This window comes from Bradyrhizobium sp. B124, from assembly GCF_038967635.1.
Lineage (GTDB): Bacteria > Pseudomonadota > Alphaproteobacteria > Rhizobiales > Xanthobacteraceae > Bradyrhizobium.
Map to the genome: position 1 here is coordinate 930,143 of NZ_CP152413.1, position 23,320 is coordinate 953,462.

19 protein-coding genes are annotated in these 23,320 nt (G+C 63.9%); 7 read left to right on the forward strand and 12 right to left on the reverse strand.

Features of this window, described 5'->3' with window-relative positions; all coding sequences use genetic code 11:
* Positions 1-81 precede the first annotated feature (81 nt).
* From AAFG13_RS04335 to AAFG13_RS04345, 3 genes are all read right to left on the reverse strand, one after another.
* Positions 82-1,665, reverse strand: coding sequence for a cation acetate symporter (locus tag AAFG13_RS04335; RefSeq protein ID WP_342711222.1), 1,584 nt, complete (start codon positions 1,663-1,665; stop codon positions 82-84).
* Positions 1,666-1,680: 15 nt separating this feature from the next.
* Positions 1,681-1,971 carry a DUF485 domain-containing protein gene (locus tag AAFG13_RS04340; RefSeq protein ID WP_342711223.1) on the reverse strand — a complete coding sequence of 97 codons (291 nt, stop codon included), beginning with the start codon at positions 1,969-1,971 and terminating at the stop codon, positions 1,681-1,683.
* A gap of 78 nt (positions 1,972-2,049) precedes the next feature.
* Positions 2,050-3,000, reverse strand: a complete 951-nt coding sequence (locus AAFG13_RS04345; protein ID WP_342711224.1) for a LysR family transcriptional regulator — start codon at positions 2,998-3,000, stop codon at positions 2,050-2,052.
* A gap of 262 nt (positions 3,001-3,262) precedes the next feature.
* Here AAFG13_RS04345 and AAFG13_RS04350 point away from each other — a divergent pair, with 262 nt between their 5' ends.
* Positions 3,263-4,318, forward strand: a complete 1,056-nt coding sequence (locus AAFG13_RS04350; RefSeq protein WP_212319732.1) for a carbon-nitrogen hydrolase family protein — start codon at positions 3,263-3,265, stop codon at positions 4,316-4,318.
* Between the two features lie 65 nt (positions 4,319-4,383).
* On the opposite strand, the gene AAFG13_RS04355 is transcribed toward AAFG13_RS04350, so the two are convergent.
* Genes AAFG13_RS04355 through AAFG13_RS04365 form a run of 3 tightly spaced genes read right to left on the reverse strand, consistent with a single transcriptional unit; the run spans position 4,384 to position 6,276 of the window.
* A complete protein-coding gene (locus AAFG13_RS04355) occupies positions 4,384-4,719 on the reverse strand; it encodes a hypothetical protein (RefSeq protein WP_342711225.1) in 336 nt (111 codons plus the stop codon).
* Between the two features lie 55 nt (positions 4,720-4,774).
* Positions 4,775-6,049, reverse strand: a complete 1,275-nt coding sequence (locus AAFG13_RS04360) for a hypothetical protein (RefSeq protein WP_342711226.1) — start codon at positions 6,047-6,049, stop codon at positions 4,775-4,777.
* Positions 6,046-6,276, reverse strand: a complete 231-nt coding sequence (locus AAFG13_RS04365; RefSeq protein WP_212319735.1) for a hypothetical protein — start codon at positions 6,274-6,276, stop codon at positions 6,046-6,048. The genes AAFG13_RS04360 and AAFG13_RS04365 overlap by 4 nt, the downstream gene beginning before the upstream one ends.
* A 288-nt stretch (positions 6,277-6,564) precedes the next feature.
* Between AAFG13_RS04365 and AAFG13_RS04370 the strand changes: the two genes are divergently transcribed.
* Positions 6,565-7,359, forward strand: a complete 795-nt coding sequence (locus AAFG13_RS04370) for an adenylate/guanylate cyclase domain-containing protein (protein ID WP_342711227.1) — start codon at positions 6,565-6,567, stop codon at positions 7,357-7,359.
* Positions 7,360-7,423: 64 nt separating this feature from the next.
* On the opposite strand, the gene AAFG13_RS04375 is transcribed toward AAFG13_RS04370, so the two are convergent.
* The 4 genes from AAFG13_RS04375 to AAFG13_RS04390 all read right to left on the reverse strand — a co-directional run bounded on the left by AAFG13_RS04375 (position 7,424) and on the right by AAFG13_RS04390 (position 12,468).
* Positions 7,424-9,391: an oleate hydratase gene (locus AAFG13_RS04375; RefSeq protein WP_342711228.1), complete on the reverse strand. Its 1,968-nt coding sequence runs from the start codon at positions 9,389-9,391 to the stop codon at positions 7,424-7,426.
* Between the two features lie 126 nt (positions 9,392-9,517).
* Positions 9,518-9,841, reverse strand: coding sequence for a hypothetical protein (locus AAFG13_RS04380; protein ID WP_342711229.1), 324 nt, complete (start codon positions 9,839-9,841; stop codon positions 9,518-9,520).
* 44 nt (positions 9,842-9,885) lie between these two features.
* On the reverse strand, positions 9,886-11,106 hold the full coding sequence (locus AAFG13_RS04385) for a sensor domain-containing diguanylate cyclase (RefSeq protein ID WP_342711230.1): 1,221 nt from the start codon (positions 11,104-11,106) through the stop codon (positions 9,886-9,888).
* A 246-nt stretch (positions 11,107-11,352) separates the two neighbouring features.
* A complete protein-coding gene (locus AAFG13_RS04390; protein WP_212319739.1) occupies positions 11,353-12,468 on the reverse strand; it encodes an acyltransferase in 1,116 nt (371 codons plus the stop codon).
* A gap of 330 nt (positions 12,469-12,798) precedes the next feature.
* On the opposite strand from AAFG13_RS04390, the gene glmS reads away from it, so the two are divergent.
* Together glmS and AAFG13_RS04400 are read left to right on the forward strand one after the other, a co-directional pair.
* Entirely contained in the window at positions 12,799-14,625 is a 1,827-nt protein-coding gene (glmS, locus tag AAFG13_RS04395) for a glutamine--fructose-6-phosphate transaminase (isomerizing) (protein ID WP_212319740.1), read from the forward strand.
* A 198-nt stretch (positions 14,626-14,823) separates the two neighbouring features.
* The gene (locus AAFG13_RS04400; RefSeq protein WP_342711231.1) at positions 14,824-15,609 is read left to right on the forward strand and encodes a DUF502 domain-containing protein; all 786 of its coding nucleotides are present in this window, start codon (positions 14,824-14,826) and stop codon (positions 15,607-15,609) included.
* A gap of 128 nt (positions 15,610-15,737) precedes the next feature.
* On the opposite strand, the gene AAFG13_RS04405 is transcribed toward AAFG13_RS04400, so the two are convergent.
* Both AAFG13_RS04405 and recG read right to left on the reverse strand, forming a co-directional pair.
* Complete coding sequence (locus AAFG13_RS04405) at positions 15,738-16,025, reverse strand: GIY-YIG nuclease family protein (protein WP_342713542.1); 288 nt, start codon at positions 16,023-16,025, stop codon at positions 15,738-15,740.
* 123 nt (positions 16,026-16,148) lie between these two features.
* A complete protein-coding gene (recG, locus tag AAFG13_RS04410) occupies positions 16,149-18,257 on the reverse strand; it encodes an ATP-dependent DNA helicase RecG (protein ID WP_342711232.1) in 2,109 nt (702 codons plus the stop codon).
* Between the two features lie 219 nt (positions 18,258-18,476).
* Here recG and AAFG13_RS04415 point away from each other — a divergent pair, with 219 nt between their 5' ends.
* The 3 genes from AAFG13_RS04415 (at position 18,477) to AAFG13_RS04425 (ending at position 23,254) form a co-directional block, all read left to right on the forward strand.
* Positions 18,477-18,767, forward strand: a complete 291-nt coding sequence (locus AAFG13_RS04415; RefSeq protein ID WP_342711233.1) for a succinate dehydrogenase assembly factor 2 — start codon at positions 18,477-18,479, stop codon at positions 18,765-18,767.
* Positions 18,764-22,282, forward strand: coding sequence for a transcription-repair coupling factor (gene mfd, locus AAFG13_RS04420; protein WP_342711234.1), 3,519 nt, complete (start codon positions 18,764-18,766; stop codon positions 22,280-22,282). The genes AAFG13_RS04415 and mfd overlap by 4 nt, the downstream gene beginning before the upstream one ends.
* A gap of 258 nt (positions 22,283-22,540) precedes the next feature.
* Positions 22,541-23,254 (forward strand): hypothetical protein, encoded by a 714-nt coding sequence (locus AAFG13_RS04425; RefSeq protein WP_342711235.1) that lies wholly within the window; start codon positions 22,541-22,543, stop codon positions 23,252-23,254.
* Positions 23,255-23,320 lie beyond the last annotated feature (66 nt).

The following is a 23,320-nucleotide window of genomic DNA, read 5'->3' on the forward strand; positions in this document are numbered from 1 at the left end:
TTCCCGTGACATGATTGTCCGAGCCAATCAGCGCTAGGGGCCGTTCGTCCTCATTGAGGGTGGTCGTCCCCGCAGCGCTGTTCAGGCTGCACTCTTCACCTGGCCCTGCGCGCTGGTGTTGGGCTGAACCGGCCCGAGCAGGATGCGCCGCTGCATCTCGTCAAAGGCGAGATCGGCGTTCTTCTCCCGCGTCATCAGCGATAGCAGGATCGCGACCGCGAACGACAGTGGCATGCTGATGATCGCAGGATTGCGCAGCGACACGAACCACCATTGATGCTCGATCGCGGCCAGCGGCTTGCCGAGAATGTCGACCTGGATGGTCGGCGACAGATAGATCAGCACCAGCGAGCTCAGCGTGCCGACGAGAATGCTCGCCACCGCTGCAGGCGTCGTGAAGCGACGCCAGGTAATGGCGAGCACCAGCGATGGGAAATTGGCGGCGCAGGCGATCGAGAACGCGAGGCCCGCCATGAAGGCGACGTTCTGGCCCTCGAACGCGATGCCGAGAAAGATCGCGAAGATCGAAATCATAACGGTCGCGACGCGCGCGACCTTGAGCTGCTCGGCCTCGGAAGCGCTGCCGTTGCGGATCACATTGGTCCAGACGTCGTGGCAGAGCGTGGCGACGCCCGACAGCGTCAGCCCGGCGACGACGGCGAGCATGGTCGCGAATGCGACCGCACAGATGAAGCCGAAGAAAGCATTGCCGCCGACCGCCAGCGCGAGCAGGGGCGCTGCCATGTTGCCGCCGCCTCCGGCCTTTGCCACCGCGTCGGCGCCGACCAGCACCATGGCGCCAAAGCCGATGATGAAGACCATCAGATGAAACACGCCGATCAGGCCGGTGGCATAGAGGATTGACAGCCGCGCGGCCTTGGCATCCTTCACCGTATAGGCCCGCATCAGCACATGCGGCATCGCGGCGGTACCGAACATCAGGCCGAGCCCGAGCGAGATGGCGTCCCATTGGCCCGAGACCACCTTGGATCCCGGCTGCAGGACCTTGGTGCCGTATTTCTCGGACGCCGCGGCGAACAGCTTGAGCGGGTTCATGTCGAAATGGGTCAACACGAGGAAAGCGAGCAGGATGCCGCCGCCCATCAGCAGCGCAGCCTTCACCACCTGTACCCAGGTCGTCGCCAGCATGCCGCCGAACAGCACATAGACCAGCATGACGCTCCCGACCACGACCACCGACCAGGTGTAGGGCAGGCCGAACAGCAGCTTGATCAGCGATCCCGTCGCGACCATCTGGGCGATCAGGTAGAACAGGATGACGGCAAGTGTCCCGACGGCGCCGGCGAGGCGCACCGGGCGTTGGCGCAGCCGATAGGCCACGACGTCAGCGAAGGTGAAGCGGCCGACGTTGCGCAGCGGTTCGACGATCAGGAACAGAATGATCGGCCAGCCGACCAGCCACCCGATCGAATAGATCATGCCGTCGAAGCCGTTTGAGGTGACGATGCCGGCAATGCCGAGCAGGGCGGCGGCGCTCAGGAAGTCACCTGCGAGTGCCCAGCCGTTCTGCCACGGCGTGACCTGGCCGCCGGCGGCGAAGAAGTGTTCGGTGGTGCGCGTGCGCCGTGCGGCCCAATAGGTGATCGCCAGCGTCAACGCCATGAAGGCGAAGAAGAACCCGATCGAAAGCGTGGTGCTGCCCATCTTGCTCTGGTCCCTTCAGCGAAGATTGCGGATGCCGGCATCGAACACCCGGTTCGCCCACAGCACGTAGACCAGGCAGAGCGCGAAGGAGGAGATGATGACGAGCGGGCCGAGCACAATGCAGAGCGACAGGCCGGGCATCAGGATGGTGCCGAGCAGCGGCTTGTCGAACGCGAACAGCCCCATGAAGCTGAAATAGATCACGATCATCGCGGCACTAAGCACGAGCGCGACGATCAGCCGCTTCTTGGCCAAGGCCCTGACGCTGGGCGCCGGATCGGTATTGCCGGGAATAACCACGTTCATGCTTGCCCCCTCAAAACTTCAGCGCGCGCGACCTTGCGCCAATCGGGCGAGCTTCAGCCGGGCTCCGATGCAAGGGAACTATGGATTTTTGCAATCTGCCGTGCGCGGCTGCGGCAGGGCGTCGGCCAGCGTGACCTGCATGTCGGGGTCCTGCTTCAGGGTATTTTTCAGAAACGCGCGGACGGCGCGGATGCGCGGGGCAAATTGCAGGTCGCTGTGGACGTTGAGCCAGACCTCGCGAACGGTGCCGGCGAGGGCGGGCAGCACGGGGACCAGATCGGGCCGGTCGTTGGTGGCAAAGCTCGGCAGCATGACGATGCCGAGGCCACCCGCCGCGGCGTTCATCTGTGCGATCATGCTGTTGGAGTGGAAGGCGACCTTCGGCTCCTCGATGACGTCGGCGAGCCAGCGCACCGAATCGACCTGGATCAGGTCCTCGATATAGGAGACGAACCAATGATCCCCGAGGTCGCGAAGGCTTGCAGGCATGCCGTGATTGTCGAGATAGCTCTGGCTCGCGAATAGCCCGAGCCGAAACTTGCCGATGCGTTCGGAGATCAGGCCCGGACCGGGTGGCCGGAAGAAGGACACGAACAGATCGGCCTCGCGCTTGTGCACGTAGACCGTCTGCGCGGAGGTGACGAGTTCGACGGAGAGTTGCGGCGCGGTGCGCCGCAGTTTCGCAAAGCGTTGCGCCAGATAGAGCGAGGCGATCCCCTCCATGGTGGCGAGCCGCACGGTCCCGACGAGTTCCTGGGTGTCGCTGGCGCTGGCCTCCTCGCGAATGGCGATTACCGCGCTCTCCACCCGCTCGGCATGACGCAACAACCGCTCGCCGACTTCGTTGAGCTTGAGCCCGGTACGGTGGCGTTCGAACACCGCAATCCCGAGCGAAGCTTCCATCTGGGCGATCCGCCGGCTCACGGTGGAATGATCCAGCCGCAGCCGCTTTGCTGTCTGACTCAAATTTCCGGCACGAGCGGCGCAGAGAAAGACCCGCAAATCGTCCCAGTTGATCGTATCGAACATGACCTGCCTCCGGATTTACGGCCCCTGTCAGCAAAGCAATTCCCGTTCCAACGCGCCGACGGCTCCGATCCTTCGCAACCGACCTTGCGACAATTCCCATGCATGCCGGGAAGGCCGTGATGATACCGCTTCGCCTCCCTAGTCCTAGAGCTTTTCCGTTCCGATTGGATCGGAACGGAGCTCTAGATTTTGTTTTGACGCGTTTTCTTCGCGCGAACCGGTGTCCACTTCGCGGGAAAACGCTCTAGCCGGGATTTTCGTCATGCTCCCTCGTTTCAAGGCTGCTGCTGTCCACGCCGCGCCCGTCTTCCTCGACAGCCGGGCGACCACCGAAAAGGCGATCGCCATCATGCGGGAGGCAGCCAGGGCCGGCGCCGAGCTGATCGCGTTTCCTGAAACCTACATTCCCGCCTTTCCGGTCTGGGCCGCGCTGTGGCCGCCGATCGACAATCACGATCTGTTCGTGCGGATCGCGGAGCAGTCCGTGCTGGTGGACGGACCGGAAGTGGCGCGGCTGTGCGCCGAGGCGCGCGGCCTCGGCGTCACCGTCTCGATCGGCATCAGCGAGCGCTCGGCCGTCAGCGTTGGAGGGCTGTGGAACTCGAACCTGTTGATCGGCGAGACCGGCGAAATTCTGGTTCATCACCGCAAGCTGGTTCCGACCTTCTATGAGAAGCTGGTGTGGTCGTCGGGGGATGGTGCGGGTCTCAAGGTCGCGGAGACACGGCAGGGCCGGATCGGTGGGTTGATCTGTGGCGAGAATACCAATCCGTTGGCCCGCTTCGCATTGATGGCGCAGGGTGAACAGGTGCACATCTCGAGCTGGCCGCCGATGTGGCCCACCCGGCGTCCGGCAGGCGGCGGCAATTTCGACAACGTCGCCGCCAACCGCATCCGGGCCAGCGCCCACTGCTTCGAAGCCAAGGCATTCGGGATCGTCACCGCCGGCTACATGGACCAGCCGATGCGGGCCTTCCTCATTGAACGCGACAGAACCATCGCCGACGTGATCGACCAGACGCCACGCGCGGCGAGCTTCTTCGTCGATCCGACGGGTGGTGTCTTTGGCGATGAATTGCAGGACCAGGAAGGGATCGCCTACGCGGAGATCGATCTCAATCGCTGCGTCGAGCCGAAGCAGTTTCACGACGTCGTCGGCTACTACAACCGCTTCGACATCTTTGGCATGACCGTCGACCGCAGCCGCCTAACCCCGGCACGATTTCGCGATGAAGAACAACCCCTCGCGGCAGCCCAAGACGCGGCAATTCCAGACACCGATACCGACGCTGTATCGAACCGGCAGGGGGTGAGGTGACCAGGTTGAATCGCAGTCGCAGCTCTAGCCCCCGACGGCGGTTCGAGCGACTGCGCTGCCGGTGTTCATGGGAAGCCGGGAGGGGGCGGTACGCGAGCTGCCGTGAACGCTTGAATCATATTGGCTTTCTTGTTCGCCATGTTAGCTCGCTGGATCGGATCTAGCTGACTCCACGTTCCAGCCATCGCCGACACACCGCTGACCCACACATTCGAAGGCGCAATGCCTGGTGGCGGCAAGTTGCGGATGACGACGTCAAACTGGGATTGAAAGCGTCTGGCTCGATTGATGGCGATCACCACGGAAATAACAAGCCATGCCAATCTCAGAAGAAGGACTAGAATGGGCAATGCGAAGAGGATCGGCAAATAGTAAAGCAAGCCACTCAGATCATTTTGCACAGCAACCTCCCTGAATGAGTTTCGCAATATCGAGGCGCACTACGCCGTGATGCAGCTAGACGATCCGAATACTCCTGAGCTTTGAACGCACGACTTCAGATAGTTCCGATTTGTCGGAGTACAGCTCCACGGAAAGCTGAGCAATTTCCGGAAACAGCCTAGTCCTCTCCCATGTTGCGCGATCGTGGCATAGAAGGAGAGGGCGGCCGAGAATTCGAGCAACGCCGAACTCCAGGCAGACGTTGGACGTCACCCCGGTCAAATCGACAACGATAAGGGACGCCCGTCCGATACCATTCCAAATGCGATCCAGAATCTGCAAATCACGCTCGGTATCACCACGTTCGTAAATGACGTGCGGCTCGCATGCCTCTCGTACCCCCTGGGTCACCCAATCCGGGCGATTGAACTGCAAAACGTGGAAGCAGTGGCGTCGATCATGATCGGGATACGCCGGCCGAAAGGAGGAGATTTCGGTTCTGTAGGCGCCGCCAGGTCGACCGACATGACTGTCGATGGCGCGCCGTATCGCAATTGGGTCGACCTCGAACTTGCTGCATCTCTCCTTGAGACGTTGCGCCGTATGCCGGGTCCACCCGTCGGCTGGCGGATCAACGTCAAGCGTGTAACATGCCGCCGCTCCGACGAGATCCTGATCACGTGGGTCGTTCGGTATCTGGAGCATGGCGGCGGTCAGTGAACTGGCCGCAGAGTGGAGCGATGCTTCTACGCTGCGATCGAAGGGAGCCACGCATACGTCGAACGGCAACTCCAGGGCGCAATCAGTGATGACGAAAATGACGCGGCTGATCGCCAACGCGAAACCCATTGCATAGCAGGCTCTCGGCCAGACCGTGTCACGCTCGGATTCCCTCAAATCGATCAGCAGAATTTCCGCGGTCGCGACCTGACGCCAAAGATCTTGTTCAGCCGGTTGCCCCGCGACAGGTTTGTTCGGCCGCAGACCCGCTTCTTTTGCCACGAGCTCCAGCTCGGTATCCCCCTCCCCAGCCACGATCGCGCAGGCGTTCGGGTCAGATTGCAGAGGGGGCCAGGGACACCGGACAATTTGCAAATGGCACCGGCGGGCATATTGCCGCAACGATTGCGCAACCGGTCTAAGATGATCCCGTTCCAGCCGCAAAAGCACATCGAGGGAGGCGGCATCCCTGATCGCAGCACCAGTTTCAGCAGCCCTTCTGTAGAGCTCGAATATCTCGGCGCTTTCCTCGGTGGCCTTCATGGGGTCGGCCAGCAGCAACCCGGCCGCGTGCACCAATCCTCGCGCCGCGGTTCGGATTGCTTCGGTTCGCCCCTCGGTCAAGATCAACGCGGTTCTTGAGCGAAAGTCGCATTCATGCGCGCCATCACTCTCTTCATCTCGACCACTCGATCCTCGAGGTCTGGAAGGGCGCGGGCTCGATCGAAGTCGGCCATGATCCCGCGCAACGCGGCAAGGCGTTCGCCCGAAATCTCGCCTTTTCTGAAGCGCTCTTCCATGACAGGGATCAACATCGCCCGCATGAGTTCAATTTGCTGCTCGAAATCTTCAGCCATTGCAAAGCTCCCAAGCGAAATAAACCTTAGGGTGCATTATTTCTATGGCTAAATCCAGACAACTATCGGTGAACTGTTTGGCCTGCTTCATGCAGACTGCGCCACACCAGTGACGCTAAAGTCTCGGATCAAGGCGAATAGTGCCGTCGTGAGTGTTGATTGCGTACGCGGTCGAGCACGGGCGCCGTCGGCAAATATTCGGTTCAGGGGGCCTGTTGCCAATGCGGGAATGTGTGACTACGCTTGCCCGATAAGCCCCAAAGCGCTCGTTCGATCGGCCGGACGCTCATGCCCAAATTCCTTCGCATCGGAGTCCATCAGTCGAACGTGTCCGGATACACGTCAAAGGCATGGTGCATTCGACGGTCTGGCTCGACGGTCTTCCTGAAATGGGGCGCCGTGGAGGTTCAAGGCGCCGGAGCCGGACGAAAGGTCTACTGGACGTTTCCACCGCAGGAAAAAACCATTCGCTGCCGCACGGTGCAGCGTGCCCAGGACTATACAAGGGCGGCCGTCGCGCGGCGGCGCAGCCATAGCTATGAACCGTTGACGGGAAATATTGCGAACCGGCGTCGAACCGCCGATCGAGGCTCGGAGCTCAAACAGGCGCTCGCCACGATCCTCTTTGTGGACATCGTCCGATCCACCGAAAAGGCCGCGCGGCTGGGTGACTCGCGCTGGGCAACGGTGATGAATCACTACTACGCCGCCGTTCGCCGCGAGCTGAAGGCCTTGCGCGGCAAGGAGGTCGTGACGACCGGCGACGGCGTGCTGGCGACGTTCCGCGCGCCCGCTGCCGGAATTAATTGCGCGACCGCGATCGTCAAGGCCGTCCGCACGCTCGGGCTCGAGATCAGGGTGGGACTACACGCCGGCGAATACAAGGTCAGCGGCGCGGAGGTGATCGGTCTCGCGTTTCACATCGGTGCGCGCGTCGCCGCCAAGGCACGTGCCGGCGAGGTGCTGGTCTCGAGCGCAGTCAAGGACCTGATGCCAGGGTCAGCCATCCAGTTCAAGGATCGCGGCGCGCACCAGCTCAAGGGCGTGCCGGAGCGATGGCGGCTCTACCGGGTTGAACCTTAAGGCGTCCGGCAGGAACTGGACTCCGGTGTTGCGATCAACGCGGACGTGACACGCTCGGCATGCGCTAACCCTTGCGGGTCGAGATGCTCTCTCGAATTCGTTCCAGCCAGCCGATGATGGCGCCGAGCGCCTGATCCCCCTTGCCGAGAAGTCCCGCCAGTTCGCGCTCCGCGCTGCCGCGTCGCGTGGAGTCGGGTTCGGGCAATGGCGGAAGAATGTGGGCGTAGTACGTCTTGTCGAGCAGCCGGTGCAGCAGGCGTTCACCCGGGAATGGTTCGTTGTTGTTCAGGGCACGGGCCCCCTTCAGGATGGTGCGGATATCATATTGCGTAGGGCTGATGTCCGGCACCTGCTTGGGGAGTTTGAGAAGCGTATACACCGCGACCCGCGCGGTGCGGACCGAACTGTCCATCGTGAAGATGATGTCGTTCGACGTTTCCACGAACTGGCCCATCAGCCCCAGATTGGTGCAGCCCGCGGGGACCGGATGCGGCCGGTCGCCTGCCGCGCGGGGCATGAACATCGCGGTGATGTAGGGCATCAGGGCAAGGCGGGCCTTGGTGTTCGCCACCACGGCGTCCAGCTTGTCCTCGATGCCGAGGTGATAGCAGAGCTCCGCCAGGATTTCGCGGCCCGTGCAGGCCGGCATCGGCTTCTTGACGTAGTTGCCCTCCTTGTCCATCAGCAACGCATAGACCCAGACGACCAGGACGTCCTTGGGCTGGGTCGGAAAGTGCGGCTGTCGGTTGCAGGTGAAGCTGAGCACCCAATTGGAGTCGGTGAAGGTGATGATCCCGCCGGTGACCGTCTTGCCGGAATAGGGATCGTTGACCGAAAGCTCCTTCAGGCGGTCGACGAAGGGCGACGGCTTGCAAGTGAGGGTGACCGACTCCCACATCGACTTGTCGACATTGCCGTAGAATTTTTCGGGCTTGCCGAAGATCGGCGATTTCTTCGCCAGGTTCGTCCACAGCGTCCAGTCGCTGGCTTCGCCCGGATCATGCTTGCCGCGCGCAAGAACCGGGGCGTGGTCCATGTCGCCATAGGCGGTGCCCTCGGTCATCGATCCCGTGAGCGCAAAGACGAGGTCTTTCGGACCGACCGGAATCCTGGTGTCGGCGCCGCCTACCTTGGCGTGGATTGCGGTCACCGTGCGAGCATCGCCTTCGACCTTGATGTCGAGATCGTGGACGCGCGTATCGAACTGCACCTTGACGCCGCGTTCGCGCAGATGGATCACCAGCGGACGGACGAAGCTGTCGAACTGGTTGTACTTCGGGAAGATCAGCGCCGACATGTCGGTCAGCCCGTCGATCGCATCGAGGAAGCGATGCATGTAGAGCTTCATTTCGAGCAGGCTCTGCCAGTTCTCGAAGGCAAACATCGAGCGCCAGAGGAACCAGAAATTGGTCTGGAGGAAGCCCGGGCTGAAATATTGCTCGATGGTGATGTCGTCGAGATCCTCCTTGCGCTTCAGGAGCAGGCGGATCAATTCCCATTGCTGCGGCTTCGACAGGCCGAGCGTCGAGAAGTCGCGGATCTGGCCGCGCTTGTGCATCAGCCGCGCCTTGGAGAAGTTCGGATCGTTGTCGTTGACGAGTCGGTATTCGTCGAGAACGCTGTATCCTTCGGGCAATTCGAGCGCCTGCACGTCCTGGAACATGTCCCAGAGATTGTCGTAGTTCCAGTTCATCTCGCGGCCGCCGCGGATGATGTAACCGTTCTCGGGATCGCCGGCGCCGTCGAGCGAACCGCCCTCGATGTGCATCGTGTCGAGGATGGTGATGTCCTCGCCCTTCATGCCGCCGTCGCGGATCATGTAGAAGGCCGCGGCCAGTCCCGCGATGCCGCTGCCGATGATCCAGGCCTTGCGGGCTTCGACCGGCCCCTGTGGCACCGGACGGTTGCGCATGTAGGCGCCCATCATGTCCGGCGGTGGCAGCGTGTTGTGGCTGCTGTTGTGCCAGTAGCGGCTGGACGCGTCGGTTTCGACCTCGAAGGTGGGCGTGCCGGAAGCTGCGACATCAGTCATTGGCGACCTTTCTGGGTGATTGGCTTTCGCGATCTCCGTGGACCTGATGCTGGCAGGTCGCCGTGTCATTTTCTGGCCCAAGCCCGGTTGCGGCGAAGATGTCGCGCCACGACCGGCGATGCTCCGTTAAGGGAGCGTACCGCGGAGCCGGCAAATTTTCTTTGATTTGGGGACGTCGGCCGCAATGCGGTGCAACGCTACCGCGCCGAGGATGCGCTGCCACAGCGTGCCGCCGACCACCTTCCAGCCGAGATAGAAATACAGCACGATCAGCGCGAACAGCAGCAGCGCGGGGCCGCCGGTCAGGTTGAATCCGTCCTGCGTGGTCTGGCCGGTGGCGGCGCCGATGGCGTAGCCGCCACCGAAGAACACCGTGATGAAATCGAGGAAGCCGGCAAGGCCGCGGCGCCAGAACGGTTTTGCGAGGGGCGGTGGCTGATCGTTCGACATCGTGGGGTCCTCACCAACGGAGACAGGTTATCCCGCGCCGTCGCTCAGGTGAAGGCGACCTCGATCCGGTTGTCGGCCTTCGCGGTGATGCGGCAGGCCCGCGACAGCGCGTCGGCGACGATCGCGAGCTTGAACTGATCGGGGATGCCCGAGATCGACAGCACCTCGATCGTCGCGGTGTCGCGCGACAGCCCGCGCACCGTGCAGTCGATCGTGGAATGGCCGGCGTTGAAGCTGATCTTGCCGGCCTTGAACACGCGCCGCGCGGTCGGCGCAATCGACGGCGCCCGGTCGACCCAGGCCAGCGCCTGATTGCGGCCGGCCTGCTTGGCGCCGTACATCGCAAGGTCGGCGTTGCGCAGCATGTCGTCGAAGCAGTTGCCGGGCGAGAGCACCGCGCCGCCAAGGCTGCAGGTGACACCGATCGTGCCGGCCGGCGTCTCGATCCGCGTTGCCGCGACGGCGGCGCGCACCTTCTCGAGCACGCCCATCGCCTGGTCGAGCCGGGTGTGCGGCAGCAGGATGCCGAATTCTTCGCCGCCGAGCCGGCCGATCACGTCGGAGCCGCGCAACGCGCGGCGCGCGGCATCCGCGACCGCCGCCAGCACCATGTCGCCGACGGCGTGCCCATAGGTGTCGTTGACCTGTTTGAAGTGATCGACATCGAGCACGGCGCAGGCAAGCGGACTGAGATGCCGCGCGGCCAGCGCGGTCAGCCGTTCGCCTTCGCCTTCGCCGCGGAAGGCGCGCCGCGAGGAGCAGCCGGTGAGCCCGTCCTGCATGCTCAGGTTCCGCAGCATCATCTCGTCGACGGCGATCGCGGCGAGGTCGGTCAGCATGCCGACCGCATCGGCATCGAACTCGCGGGTGCGCGTGTCCATCGCGCACAGGGTTCCGACGATCGCGCCTGAGATCTTGAGCTGCGCGCCGGCATAGAAGCGGATGAATGGCTTGCCGCGCACGAAAATATTGTCGGCGAGGCGCGGGTCGCGCTGCGTGTCGGGAATGATGAGGGGATGGTCCTGCGCGATCGCAAAATTGCACAGCGCAGGTCCGCGTGCGGTCTCGCGATCCGCCATGCCGTCCGAGGCCTTGAACCATTGCCGATGGCCGTCGATCAGCGTCAGCGTCGACATCGGCACGCGAAAGATCTTGCGGCACAGCCCGGTCAGGCGATCAAAAGCGAGTTCACGCGGCGTATCGAGGATGTCGAGTTCCGCCAGGACATCGAGGCGCTGCGTCTCACGGTCGTGCGTGGCTTGCATCAGGGCACCTCCGGCGGCGGCACCCTCTCCGAAAGCCGTTAATGCTGCGTTGACGTGACGCGCTGCGTTTGCCGCCGGCGCTTTCGCCCATCTTGGGAACCGCGGTGCAAAACCGGCGGCATCCTGACCGATCGGCATCGGATTGCGCGGCATGCTGCGGGCGTGCCGCGTGGCGCCGCGCGCAGCGGTGGGAACCGTGATCGAACAGTTGATCGGCGGCTTCGAAGCGCTGTTCGGAATCGATCTTTAGCCGGCGCGGTATGCCGCACCGTCCAGCACGTCCGGCCGCTCGCCCGCATTGGACGCCGGAGATCTGCGGACCGAATGAATTTTGAAACGCAGTGCCGGTTGCTCGACGGCGAACCACGTCGCAATCGCGGCGATGGCCGTCGTCACGATTAGGAGGACTGCGGCCGAAAAGCCCTGCCATCCGAAGGCGTGCAGGAGCATCACGACCGGCATATGATGCAGATAAATGCCGTACGATATGTCGTTGCCTGCGAGCGGCTTTGACAGATTGGTCCAGGTGAAGGCCGCGGACATGACGCAGCAGGCAAGAAGGATCGTCAGCGCGGTCGATTGCAGCGTCGGCGGACGATAGAACGCAATGCCGTTCTGATCACCGATCAGGACGACCATCTCGGCATACAGCAACGCCCACAGCATGAACTTGCCGCGGAATAGCCGGTCAATTCGCGGCCAAAGGAGCGAAAATATCGCGCCGATGCCGAAGAACCAGAAATAGAACAGCGGGTTTGTCACGCGCGTGCTGTCGTCGGTCACGGTGACGGTGGCCAAGTAGTGCGAGTAGATGGTCGCGGCAAACATCACCGCGACCGAAGCCCACCGGCGGCGCCTGATCGGCGGCAGCAAGATCGCGGGGACGATCAGGTAGAAGCCAAGTTCGAGCTCGATGGTCCACAGCGCGGTTGTCGGCAGGAAAGGCAGGGCGTCGTTCCAGGCGAACGGGTATGGCGACAGCAGCCAACTGGTGACGGCATCGGAGCCGGTGGCGAGGACGACGGTCCAGTATCGCAGAAACTGCGGGCTGAGGAGCGACCCGATCGGCAACGCCCCGAACCCGATAAGCAGGGCGAGGATGATCGCGAGATTGAGCCAGAGCCCAGGATAGATGCGCAGGCAACGATTGCGCAGATACACGCCGACGTCTCCGTCGTTACGGAAGAAGGTGCCGGTGATCAAGTATCCGCTGATGATGAAGAAGATCGGAACGCCGGACGTATAAGCGACCAGCAGGGGCAGTGGCCTCGCCCAGGGAACCTGCAAATAGGCAGCATGCTGCAGCACCACGTTAAAGGCCGCGAACAGCCTTAAAACGTCAAAATTATTCCTGTGGTCCACTTCGCCCCCAGCCAGAGCAAACGCACTCTTGGCGTGCAGCGCGAATTGTGATTGACCTTGTCTCGACTGTTTCGCGCTGCGACGAAGGTTGTCGCAGATCCCTTATCACATCCTTAACGTGTGCATCGACGCTGCACGTGCCGCCTCATGCGGGGCCGGGTTTGCCGCGGCATAGTTAGCCCCGATTAACCAGCCTTTCGCATCAACCCGCCGCTTAAGACTGTCGCAATCGGCAATAATTATTGAGTATCTTGCGGCTGGCGATTCCCGTTAAGGGACCGTGTCGCCGCTTTGGCAAATTTTCGGCGATTTTTGGGGACATTGAACCGCATGTGCGGCATCGTCGGCATTCTTGGACGCGCTCCGGTCGCGGAGCAACTGGTGGATTCGCTCAAGCGGCTGGAGTATCGCGGCTATGATTCCGCGGGTGTCGCCACGCTGGAGAACGGCTCCCTGACGCGGCGCCGCGCCGAGGGCAAGCTGAAGAACCTCGAGGCCCGGCTGCAGGCCAAGCCACTCGGCGGCCACACCGGCATCGGCCATACCCGCTGGGCCACCCACGGCAGGCCGACCGAGAACAACGCGCATCCGCACGCTACCGAGCGCGTCGCCGTGGTGCATAACGGCATCATCGAGAACTTCCGTGAGCTGCGCGAGGAACTCGAGCACAAGGGCGCGGTGTTCTCGACCGAGACCGACACCGAGGTCGTGGTGCATCTGGTCGACAATCTGCTCAAGGGCGGCGTCGCGCCGGTCGAGGCGGTGAGGGCGGCGCTGTCGCAGCTGCGCGGCGCCTTCGCGCTCGGCTTCATCTTCGCCGGCGAGGACGATCTGATGATCGGCGCCCGCAACGGCCCGCCGCTCGCGGTCGGCCATGGCGAGGGCGAGATGTATCTCGGGTCGGACGCGATCGCGCTCGGGCCGTTGACCGACACGATCAGCTATCTCGAGGACGGCGACTGGGTGGTGCTGACCCGCAAGGGCGCGACGATCTTCGACAAGGACAACGCGATCGTCCACCGCGAGGCGATCAAGCACACCACCGCGACCGCGCTGGTCGACAAGGCAAATTATCGCCACTTCATGGCGAAGGAGATCCACGAGCAGCCCGAAGTGGTCGGGCACACGCTCGCGCGTTATGTCGACATGGCGACCGAGCGCGTCGCCCTGCCGATCAAGCTGCCGTTCGACTTCAAGGATATCCAGCGCATCTCGATCACGGCCTGCGGCACCGCGAGCTATGCCGGCTTCGTCGCAAAATACTGGCTGGAGCGGCTGGCACGCGTTCCGGTCGAGCTCGATGTCGCCTCCGAATTCCGCTACCGCGAGGCGCCGCTGCGCAAGGGCGACCTTGCGATCTTCATCTCGCAGTCGGGCGAGACCGCCGACACGCTGGCTGCGCTGCGCTACGCCAAGGCGCAGGGCGCGCATACGCTCTCGGTCGTCAACGTGCCGACCTCGACGATCGCGCGCGAGAGCGAGACCGTGCTGCAGACGCTCGCCGGTCCCGAGATCGGCGTCGCCTCGACCAAGGCGTTCACCTGCCAGCTGATGGTGCTGGCCGCGCTCGCGGTTGCCGCCGGCAAGGCGCGCGGCGAACTGTCCGATGCCGACGAGGCCAAGCTGGTGCATGGCCTGGTCGAGATCCCGCGGCTGATGTCGGAAGCGCTCACGTCAGAGCCGCAGATCGAAAAGCTGGCGCGCGAGATCTCGAAGTCGCGCGACGTGCTCTATCTCGGCCGCGGCACCAGCTATCCGCTGGCGCTGGAAGGCGCGCTGAAGCTGAAGGAAATCTCCTACATCCATGCCGAGGGCTATGCCGCCGGCGAGCTCAAGCACGGGCCGATCGCGCTGATCGACGAGCACATGCCGGTCGTGGTGATCGCGCCCTATGACAAGGTGTTCGAGAAGACCGTCTCCAACATGCAGGAGGTCGCCGCCCGCGGCGGCAAGATCATCCTGATGACCGACGCCAAGGGCGCCGCGGAGGCCACCATCCAGTCGCTGGTGACGATCGTGATGCCGGACATGGCGGCGACCTTCGCGCCGATGGTCTATGCCGTTCCGGTCCAGCTGCTCGCCTATCATACCGCCGTCGTGATGGGCACCGACGTCGATCAGCCCCGCAATCTGGCCAAATCAGTCACGGTCGAATAGCCGCAAGTGACGCTGTCACGCAGCCCTTCAAAAACCTGCTAGAATGGCTTAGCTCAGGTGGTGCTGCGCGCCGAAGTTCGGGGCAGGATCATCATCTCGCGCTAGCCTTTTGTTTATACACGATCTTTTCGGAAATCCGCGGCGCACTTTTCCGGATCATGCTGGTGAGGACGGCCGCTTCGACGATCTGGAACAGCAATGACGTCCAACAAAGTGCCTCCCCCCGCGCCAGGTGAACTACCCCCGGACGCTCCCCGCGGGCTGATGGCGCGGTTCCGCAACTATTTCCTGACCGGTCTCGTGGTGGCCGGACCAGTTGCGATCACCTTCTATCTGACCTGGTGGTTCGTGAACTGGGTCGACAATTTGGTCCGGCCGTTCGTGCCCACGGCCTATCGGCCGGAGACCTATCTGCCGTTCGGATTGCCGGGTTCCGGCCTGATCGTCGCCGTCATCGCGCTCACGCTGCTCGGCTTCCTCACCGCCAACCTGATCGGGCGGACCCTGGTCGATCTCGGCGAGCGGCTGCTCGGACGGATCCCTGCGGTGCGTGCGATCTATCGCGGCCTGAAGCAGGTGTTCGAGACGCTGTTCTCCGGCAACGGATCGAGCTTCCGCCGGGTCGGCCTGGTCGAGTTTCCCTCGCCCGGGATGTGGTCGATCGTGCTGATCTCGCAGGCGCCGAGCGCCGAGCTTGCGGCCAGTCTGCCTGGCGAGGAGGAGCACATCTCGGTGTTCCTGCCGTGCGCGCCGAACCCGACCACCGGCTTCTTCTTCTACGTGCCGAGGAGCAAGATCATCGAGATCGACATGAGCACCGAGGATGCCGCGACGCTGATCATGTCGGCCGGCGTGGTGCAGCCCGGCGCCAACGATCAGAAGCAGCGCGCCGCGGCGCTCGCCGGCATGGCCAACGCAGCGCGCGTCGCCAACCAGGCCTCGTTGCAGCCGGCCACTCAGCCCGCGCCGGCGAAGGTGGAGTAGGACCCTCCGCTCTATCCCCGTCATTGCGAGGAGCGAAGCGACGACGCAATCCATGCTTCTGCATATGCTGCGCGATGGATTGCTTCGCTTCGCTCGCAATGACGGTGGGAAGGAGCGATGAGCAAAACCTAGATCAGCGTGTCGAAGAGGTCGTTCCAGTCAGGATTCAGCGCCTCGATCAGCGTGATCTTCTTCGCTCGACTGCCGGCCTTGATTTGTTTTTCCCGCGTGATCGCGTCGTGCATCGTTTCGTGAAGCTCGTACCAGACCAGCATCTTGCATCCATATTTGGCCGAGAATCCCTTTACTAATCCCTCGCGATGCTCAAACGCGCGCTTGGGCGGATTGGCGGTGACGCCGGTGTAAATGGTGCCGTGACGTTTGTTCGCAAAGATGTATACGCACGGTTGTTTCATGGTGATCCCCCAGCCGTAAGCATACATCGTCATTGCGAGGAGCGAAGCGACGAAGCAATCCATGGCTCCGCATACGTGGATGGATGGATTGCTTCGCTTCGCTCGCAATGACGGGGCTGGCCGTTACCCCGCGCCGATCAGCGGCACCGCCTCGTCGCGCTCGTAGAGATAGAGCAGGCAGCGCAGCGCTTCGCCGCGCTCGCCCTTCAGCTTCGGATTGTCCTTCATGATCCGCAGCGCCTCGTCGCGGGCCTGGGTGATCAGCTGGCCGTGCACCTCGGAGCGCGCGATGCGGTAGCCGGGCAGGCCGCTCTGGCGGATGCCGAGCACGTCGCCTTCGCCGCGCAGCTTTAGATCCTCCTCGGCGATCCGGAAGCCGTCCGTGGTCTCGCGGATCACTTTCAGCCGCGCCTTCGACATCTCGCCGAGCGGCTCCTTGTACAGCAGGAGGCAGGTCGAGGCCTCCGAGCCGCGGCCGATGCGGCCACGCAGCTGGTGCAGTTGAGCCAGGCCAAAGCGTTCGGCGTTCTCGATCACCATGATGGTCGCCGCCGGGACGTCGACGCCGACCTCGACGACGGTCGTTGCGACCAGCAAGCCGATCTCGTGCGCGGCGAATTGCGCCATCACGCGATCCTTCTCGGTGCCCTTCATCTGGCCGTGCACCAGGCCCACACGATCGCCGAACCGCTGCTGCAGGCTCTCGAACCGCTCGGTCGCATTGGTGAGATGTTCGGTGCCCTCGGCCTCGGATTCATCGACCAGCGGGCAGATCCAGTAGACCAGCTTGCCGGCGCCGAGCGCGCGGCCGACGCCGTCTATGACATCCTCGATCCGGTTCATCGGCACCGCGCGGGTGTCGATCGGCTGGCGGCCGGCGGGCTTTTCGCGCAGCTCCGAGACGTCCATGTCGCCAAAGTATGTCAGCACCAGCGTGCGCGGGATTGGCGTTGCGCTCAGCACCAGCACGTCGACGGCCTCGCCCTTGGAGGTCAGCGCGAGGCGCTCGCGCACGCCGAAGCGATGCTGCTCGTCGACCACGGCGAGCGCCAGCGCCTTGTAGATCACGTCATCCTGGATCAGCGCGTGGGTGCCGACCAACAGGTCGATCTCGCCGGCTTCGAGCCGCGCCAACAGCTCGCGGCGTTCCTTGCCCTTCTCGCGGCCGGTCAGGATCGCAACCCGCATGCCGGCGCTCTCGGCGAGCGGCGCGATGGTCTTGATGTGCTGGCGCGCCAGGATTTCGGTCGGCGCCATCAGCGCGGCCTGCTTGCCGGCTTCGGCGACGGCGGCGGCCGCCAGCAGCGCCACCACGGTCTTGCCGGAACCGACATCGCCCTGCACGAGGCGCAGCATCCGCACCGGCTGGCGCAGATCCTCAATGATCGCCGCGACCGCCTGCTGCTGCGACTTGGTCAGCGCATAGGGCAGGGCGTCGATGATCCGGTTGCGCAGATGGCCGTCACCGGCGTTGCGCACGCCGGCGGGGCGGCGCAACGTGGCACGGATCAGCGCCAGCGCGAGCTGGCCGGCGAGCAGTTCGTCGAAGGCGAGCCGCGACCAGAACGGGCCGTCCGGCAGGATGTCGGTCAGCTCGACCGGAACATGGACGCGGGTCAGCGCCTCCCTGATCGGCGGGAAGTTGCAGCGGCGCAGCACGTCGGGACTGATCCACTCCGGCAGGTCCGGCAGCTTGGTCAGCGCCTGCGCAATCGCGCGGCGGAGCGAGCCGATCGCAAGCCCCTCGGTCAGCGGATAGACCGGGTCGATCCCGGACAGCTTTGCAAAGCCGGCTTCATCGATGACGCGGTCGGGATGCACGATCTGCGGGATGCCGTCATACATCGCCAGCGTGCCGGAGACGTAACGCTTCTCGCCGACCGGCAGCAGCTTCTCGACATAGCCGGGCTGGGCGCGGAAGAAGGTCAACACGACATCGCCGGTGTCGTCGCTGGCATAGACGAGGTACGGCGCGCGCGAATTGCGCGGCGGCGGCGGACGATGGCGGTCGACGGTGACCTCGAGCGTGACCATGGTTCCGACCGCGGCGTCGCGGATCTTCGGCCGCGCGCGGCGATCGATCACGCTCGCCGGCAGGTGCAGCAGCAGATCCACCAGCCTCGGCGTCTCGCTGCGGTCGAGCAGATAGCGCAGCAGCTTGTCCTGCTTCGGGCCGACACCCTGGAGGGTCGTGACCTGGGCAAACAGCGGATTGAGCAGGCTGGGGCGCATCGGGAGAATCTAGGTCCGTTTTGATACGTCATGCCCGGCCTTGTGCCGGGCATCCACGTCTTTTTTTGGAGCCGGCATGGATGGCCGGTCCAGTCTGCAGGTTCGGCCGTGGCGGCATGCCACTCAGGCGGCGAAAGAGGGCTGACATCGGCCCCGGCCATCGCTATATCAAGCCCGCCCGGCACGTCCGGGCTTTTGGCGTTTGATGGATTTTGGGACATGACGGGATCGACACGATCGAGCCACGGGCTCGATGACCGCCGCAAGCGGCTTTTGTTTCGCTGCTGGCATCGCGGCACCCGGGAGATGGACCTGATCCTCGGCCGCTTTGCCGATTCGACCATCGCCGACCTGTCCGATCAGGAGCTGGGCGAGCTCGAGCATTTGATCGAGGTGCCGGACCCCGACCTCTATGCCGCGCTGACCGGCGATAGGGTGCTGGCTGCCGAGCATCAGACCGCGCTGTTTGCCCGCATCAAGGCGTTTAGGGTGGCGGATCCCAGCGCATGAAGCAGCCCATGAAATCCCCGGCCGCGATGCTCGCGCCCGGCCGGGTGCTGACCATCGCCAATGTCGCCGAGGGCGCCGAGGGGCTCGTCATCTCCGACCTGGCGCGCGCGATCGCCGCGCAGCCGAAGCGGTCGGCGGTCAGCCTCGCCGTGGTGTGCCGCGACGGCGCCCGGATGCAGCAGCTCGCCCGCGCGCTGGAATTCTTTGCACCCGATATCGCCGTGATGCAGGTTCCGGCCTGGGATTGCCAGCCCTATGACCGCGTCTCGCCGCATTCCGGCGTTCTGGCGCAGCGGCTGACTGCGCTGGCGAAGCTGTCGCGCCTTGTGGGCTCCGACAAGCCGCTGATCGTGCTCACGACCGTGAACGCCGCCGTGCAGCGGGTGCCGGCGCGCGATCAGGTCGCAGCGCAAGCGCTGTCGGTTGCGCCCGGCAACGTGGTGCCGATGGATTCGGTCGTCGCCTGGCTCGAGCACAACGGCTACACCCGTTCGTCCACGGTGCGCGAACCCGGCGAATACGCGGTGCGCGGCGGCATCCTCGACCTGTTTCCGGCCGGCCTCGACCAGCCGGTGCGGTTCGACTTCTTCGGCGACTCCCTCGAATCGATCCGCACCTTCGACGCCGAGACCCAGCGCACGCTGCTCGACATGCGCGGGCTCGACCTCGTGCCGGTCTCCGAATTCCAGCTCACCACCGAGACGATCCGTCGCTTCCGCATGGGCTATGTCGCAGCGTTCGGCGCGCCGGGACGCGACGACCAGCTCTATGAAGCGGTCTCCGAGGGACGGCGCCATCCCGGCATGGAGCACTGGCTGCCGCTGTTCCAGGAGCGGATGGACACGCTGTTCGACTATCTCGACGGCGCAACGATCGCGATCGAGCCGCAGGGCGAGGACGCCGCGCGCGAACGCTTCACGCAGATTGCCGATTATTACGACGCACGGCGCGAAGCGCTGGAGCATCCCGGCAGCGGCGCGATCTACAAGCCGCTGCCGCCGGACAAGCTGTATCTGTCTGAGGCCGAATGGACCAGGCTGCTCGGCGATACGCCGCTGGCGCGGCTGACGCCGTTCGCGGTGCCGGAGGGCTCACCCGACGTGTTCGATGCCGGCGCGCGGCAGGGCCGCAATTTCGCGCCGGAGCGCGCCGACGGCAATGTCAACGTGTTCGAGGCCGTCGTCGGCCACATCGGCGCGCTGCAGTCGCAGCGCAAGAAGGTGATCGTCGCGCTGTGGAGCGAGGGCTCGCGCGACCGCATGGGCGCGATGCTGCGCGACCACAAGCTGCTCAACACCACCAGCGTCAACACCTGGCGGATCGTGCAGGCGACCCCGCGCAACGAGACCATGCTGGCCGTGCTCGGCATGGAATCCGGTTTCGAGACCGACGAATTCGCCGTCATCAGCGAGCAGGACATGCTCGGCGACCGCCTGGTGCGGCCGCGCAAGGCGAGCCGCAAGCTCGACAATTTCATCTCGGAGGTGACGAGCCTTGCGACCGGCGACCTCGTCGTTCACGTCGAGCACGGCATCGGCCGCTTCGTCGGGCTGCAGACCCTGGAAGTCTCCGGCGCGCCGCATGACTGTCTCGAGCTGCACTATGCGGCGGAGACCAAGCTGTTCCTGCCGGTCGAGAACATCGAGCTGCTGTCGCGCTATGGCTCCGACAGCGCCAATGTCGAGCTCGATCGTCTGGGCGGTGGCGGCTGGCAGGCGCGCAAGGCGAAGCTCAAGAACCGCATCCGCGAGATCGCCGGCGAACTGATCAAGATCGCCGCCGAGCGGCAGCTGCACGAGGCGCCGAAATTCCCGCTGCAGCCGCATGTCTATGACGAGTTCTGCGCGCGCTTCCCCTATGAGGAGACCGAGGATCAGCTTGGCGCCATCAATTCGACCTTGAACGACCTCGAGATCGGCCGCCCGATGGATCGCCTGATCTGCGGCGACGTCGGCTTCGGCAAGACCGAGGTGGCGCTGCGCGCGGCGTTCGCCGTGGCGCTCGAAGGCAGGCAGGTCGCGGTCGTGGTCCCGACCACGCTGCTGGCGCGTCAGCACTCGCGCACCTTCACCGAGCGCTTCAAAGGTTTCCCGGTCAACGTCGCGCAGGCGTCGCGGCTGGTCTCGACCAAGGAGTTGAACCAGGTCAAGAAGGGCCTCACCGATGGCAGCGTCGACATCGTCGTCGGTACCCATGCGCTGCTCGGCAAGGCCATCAAGTTCAAGGACCTCGGCCTCCTGATCGTCGACGAGGAGCAGCATTTCGGCGTCAGCCACAAGGAGCGGCTGAAGCAGCTTCGCGCCCAGGTCCATGTGCTGACGCTGTCGGCAACCCCGATCCCGCGCACGCTGCAACTGGCGCTGACCGGCGTGCGCGAGCTCTCGATCATTGCCTCGCCGCCGGTCGACCGCCTCGCGGTGCGCACCTTCGTCGCGCCGCACGATCCCCTGATGATCCGCGAGGCGCTGCTGCGCGAGCGCTACCGCGGAGGGCAGGCGTTCTACGTCGTGCCGCGGATCGAGGACCTCGCCGGCGTCAAGGATTTCCTCGACAAGAACGTGCCGGAGATGAAGGTCGCGGTCGCCCACGGCCAGATGCCGCCGACCGTGATCGAGGACATCATGTCCGCGTTCTACGACGGCAAGTACGACATCCTGCTCTCGACCACGATCGTGGAATCCGGTCTCGACATCCCGAACGCCAACACATTGATCGTGCACCGCGCCGACATGTTCGGCCTCGCCCAGCTCTACCAGCTGCGCGGTCGTGTTGGCCGCTCCAAGCTGCGCGCCTATGCGCTGTTCACCTTGCCGGCGCAGCAGAAGATCACGGCGCAGGCGGAGCGGCGGCTGAAGGTGCTGCAATCGCTGGAAACGCTCGGCGCGGGCTTCCAGCTCGCCTCGCACGACCTCGACATCCGCGGCGCCGGCAATTTGTTGGGCGAAGAGCAGTCCGGCCACATCAAGGAAGTCGGCTTCGAGCTGTACCAGTCGATGCTCGAGGAGGCGATCATCAACCTCAAGGCCGGCGTCGCCGAGCCCGCCGCCGACCGCTGGTCGCCGCAGATCACGATCGGCATGCCGGTCCTGATCCCCGAGGACTACGTCAACGACCTCAGCGTGCGGCTGTCGCTCTATCGACGCCTCGCCGATCTCGAGACCGACGACGAGATCGACAGTTTTGCCGCCGAGATGCGCGACCGCTTCGGCGTGCTGCCGGACGAGGTGCGTTATCTGTTCAAGGTCGCCGCGATCAAGGCCTATTGCCGCCGGGCCAATGTGGGGAAGGTCGATGCCGGCCCGAAGGGCGCGGTGATCGCGTTCCGCGACAACAGCTTTGCGCATCCGGAGCGGTTGGTGACCTTCATCCGCCAGCACGGAAAGGCCGCCAAGGTGCGGCCCGACATGAAGGTGGTGTTCTTCCAGGAATGGGATACGCCGGAAGAGCGGCTCGCCGGCACCACCGAGATCCTGCGCCAGCTCGCCAATCTCGCGGAGACCAAAAAGGCTGCGTGAGGTTTTGGCCTGCCCGGAGCGGGAGGCTCGGCTCAAAAAGTCAGTGATCGAGACCTCGCGCCAAGTGAGTTGGCGAGGGCCAGCGGATCTTCGCTTCGACTGTCGGGCATCGGCCAGGCTCGGCCGCGGGGCGAGTTGCCGGACAGACTTGTTGGGAGTTGGAATCGCGATCGACACCACGATCGATGGCGTCCGAATGACAGTTGACAGTGGTTCAACCGCAAGCAGCACCACGTCGACAGCAACGGCAAGCTGACCGTGTTCGGCGGCACCACCAGCGACACCACCATCGATGGTAACGAAGAGTCGGGTGAGGAAATCTATCGCAGCACCGCCATCAATACGACGATCAAGAACGGTTGGCTCCAGTGCGTCTCAAACGACTGCAACAACAACCTGGCGCCTGCGGCAGCGCAGTCGCGTCCAACACCGCGGTGGAAAGCGGCTCCGAACAGATCGTTGGATTTCCTGGGGCTGCCACCGCGATCAACACCTTCGTCGAAGGCGGTACGCAGTACATCGGCTCGGAGCGGAATTTGCGTACTGGTCTTTACAACCGGCCGCGATGGTGATCGCCACGTTCGTTGTCAGGGGCAGAGCAGACTTCGCCCAAGGCAAGCTGGAGCGGCGCTGGGATTCTGTTCATCGTTGTATGTTGCTTTGTTCCTGCGATTCCGGAGCAGCCCCGAAGGGGTACTCGCCAAGGTTTCGTTGACGAGGTTGTCAATCTCGCCTAGCTTTTTCTCACATTTCGAACAGTTTCTTTGTATTTCACTACAGGGGTTTTTCGTGAATGCGATTACCGTCGCGCCGGCGATCGCGCTGAAGCGCCCGGCGGACCATTTGCCGGAACATCCCAACGTCATCGTTGATCGTTCGGCTGACGCCGCGCCAGTCATGCTGACTTTTTCATTGGTCTGTCGAGCGGCCTGTCGTGGCTTGCATGGGCGTCAGGAACGCGGGTCATCATGATCAGCGGGTTCACCCATCCCACCAACGAATTTGTTACGCCTTACCGCATTGTCAATTTTCACGCGT

Coding starts and splice junctions, on each gene's coding strand:
- glmS (WP_212319740.1), top strand. CDS start 12,799: ATGTGCGGCATCGTCGGCATTCTTGGACGCGCTCCGGTCGCGGAGCAA.
- AAFG13_RS04415 (WP_342711233.1), top strand. CDS start 18,477: ATGACGGGATCGACACGATCGAGCCACGGGCTCGATGACCGCCGCAAG.
- AAFG13_RS04405 (WP_342713542.1), bottom strand. CDS start 16,025: ATGAAACAACCGTGCGTATACATCTTTGCGAACAAACGTCACGGCACC.
- AAFG13_RS04340 (WP_342711223.1), bottom strand. CDS start 1,971: ATGAACGTGGTTATTCCCGGCAATACCGATCCGGCGCCCAGCGTCAGG.
- AAFG13_RS04335 (WP_342711222.1), bottom strand. CDS start 1,665: ATGGGCAGCACCACGCTTTCGATCGGGTTCTTCTTCGCCTTCATGGCG.
- AAFG13_RS04385 (WP_342711230.1), bottom strand. CDS start 11,106: ATGCAAGCCACGCACGACCGTGAGACGCAGCGCCTCGATGTCCTGGCG.
- mfd (WP_342711234.1), top strand. CDS start 18,764: ATGAAGCAGCCCATGAAATCCCCGGCCGCGATGCTCGCGCCCGGCCGG.
- AAFG13_RS04345 (WP_342711224.1), bottom strand. CDS start 3,000: ATGTTCGATACGATCAACTGGGACGATTTGCGGGTCTTTCTCTGCGCC.
- AAFG13_RS04365 (WP_212319735.1), bottom strand. CDS start 6,276: ATGGCTGAAGATTTCGAGCAGCAAATTGAACTCATGCGGGCGATGTTG.
- AAFG13_RS04380 (WP_342711229.1), bottom strand. CDS start 9,841: ATGTCGAACGATCAGCCACCGCCCCTCGCAAAACCGTTCTGGCGCCGC.
- AAFG13_RS04400 (WP_342711231.1), top strand. CDS start 14,824: ATGACGTCCAACAAAGTGCCTCCCCCCGCGCCAGGTGAACTACCCCCG.
- AAFG13_RS04350 (WP_212319732.1), top strand. CDS start 3,263: ATGCTCCCTCGTTTCAAGGCTGCTGCTGTCCACGCCGCGCCCGTCTTC.
- AAFG13_RS04375 (WP_342711228.1), bottom strand. CDS start 9,391: ATGACTGATGTCGCAGCTTCCGGCACGCCCACCTTCGAGGTCGAAACC.
- recG (WP_342711232.1), bottom strand. CDS start 18,257: ATGCGCCCCAGCCTGCTCAATCCGCTGTTTGCCCAGGTCACGACCCTC.
- AAFG13_RS04370 (WP_342711227.1), top strand. CDS start 6,565: ATGCCCAAATTCCTTCGCATCGGAGTCCATCAGTCGAACGTGTCCGGA.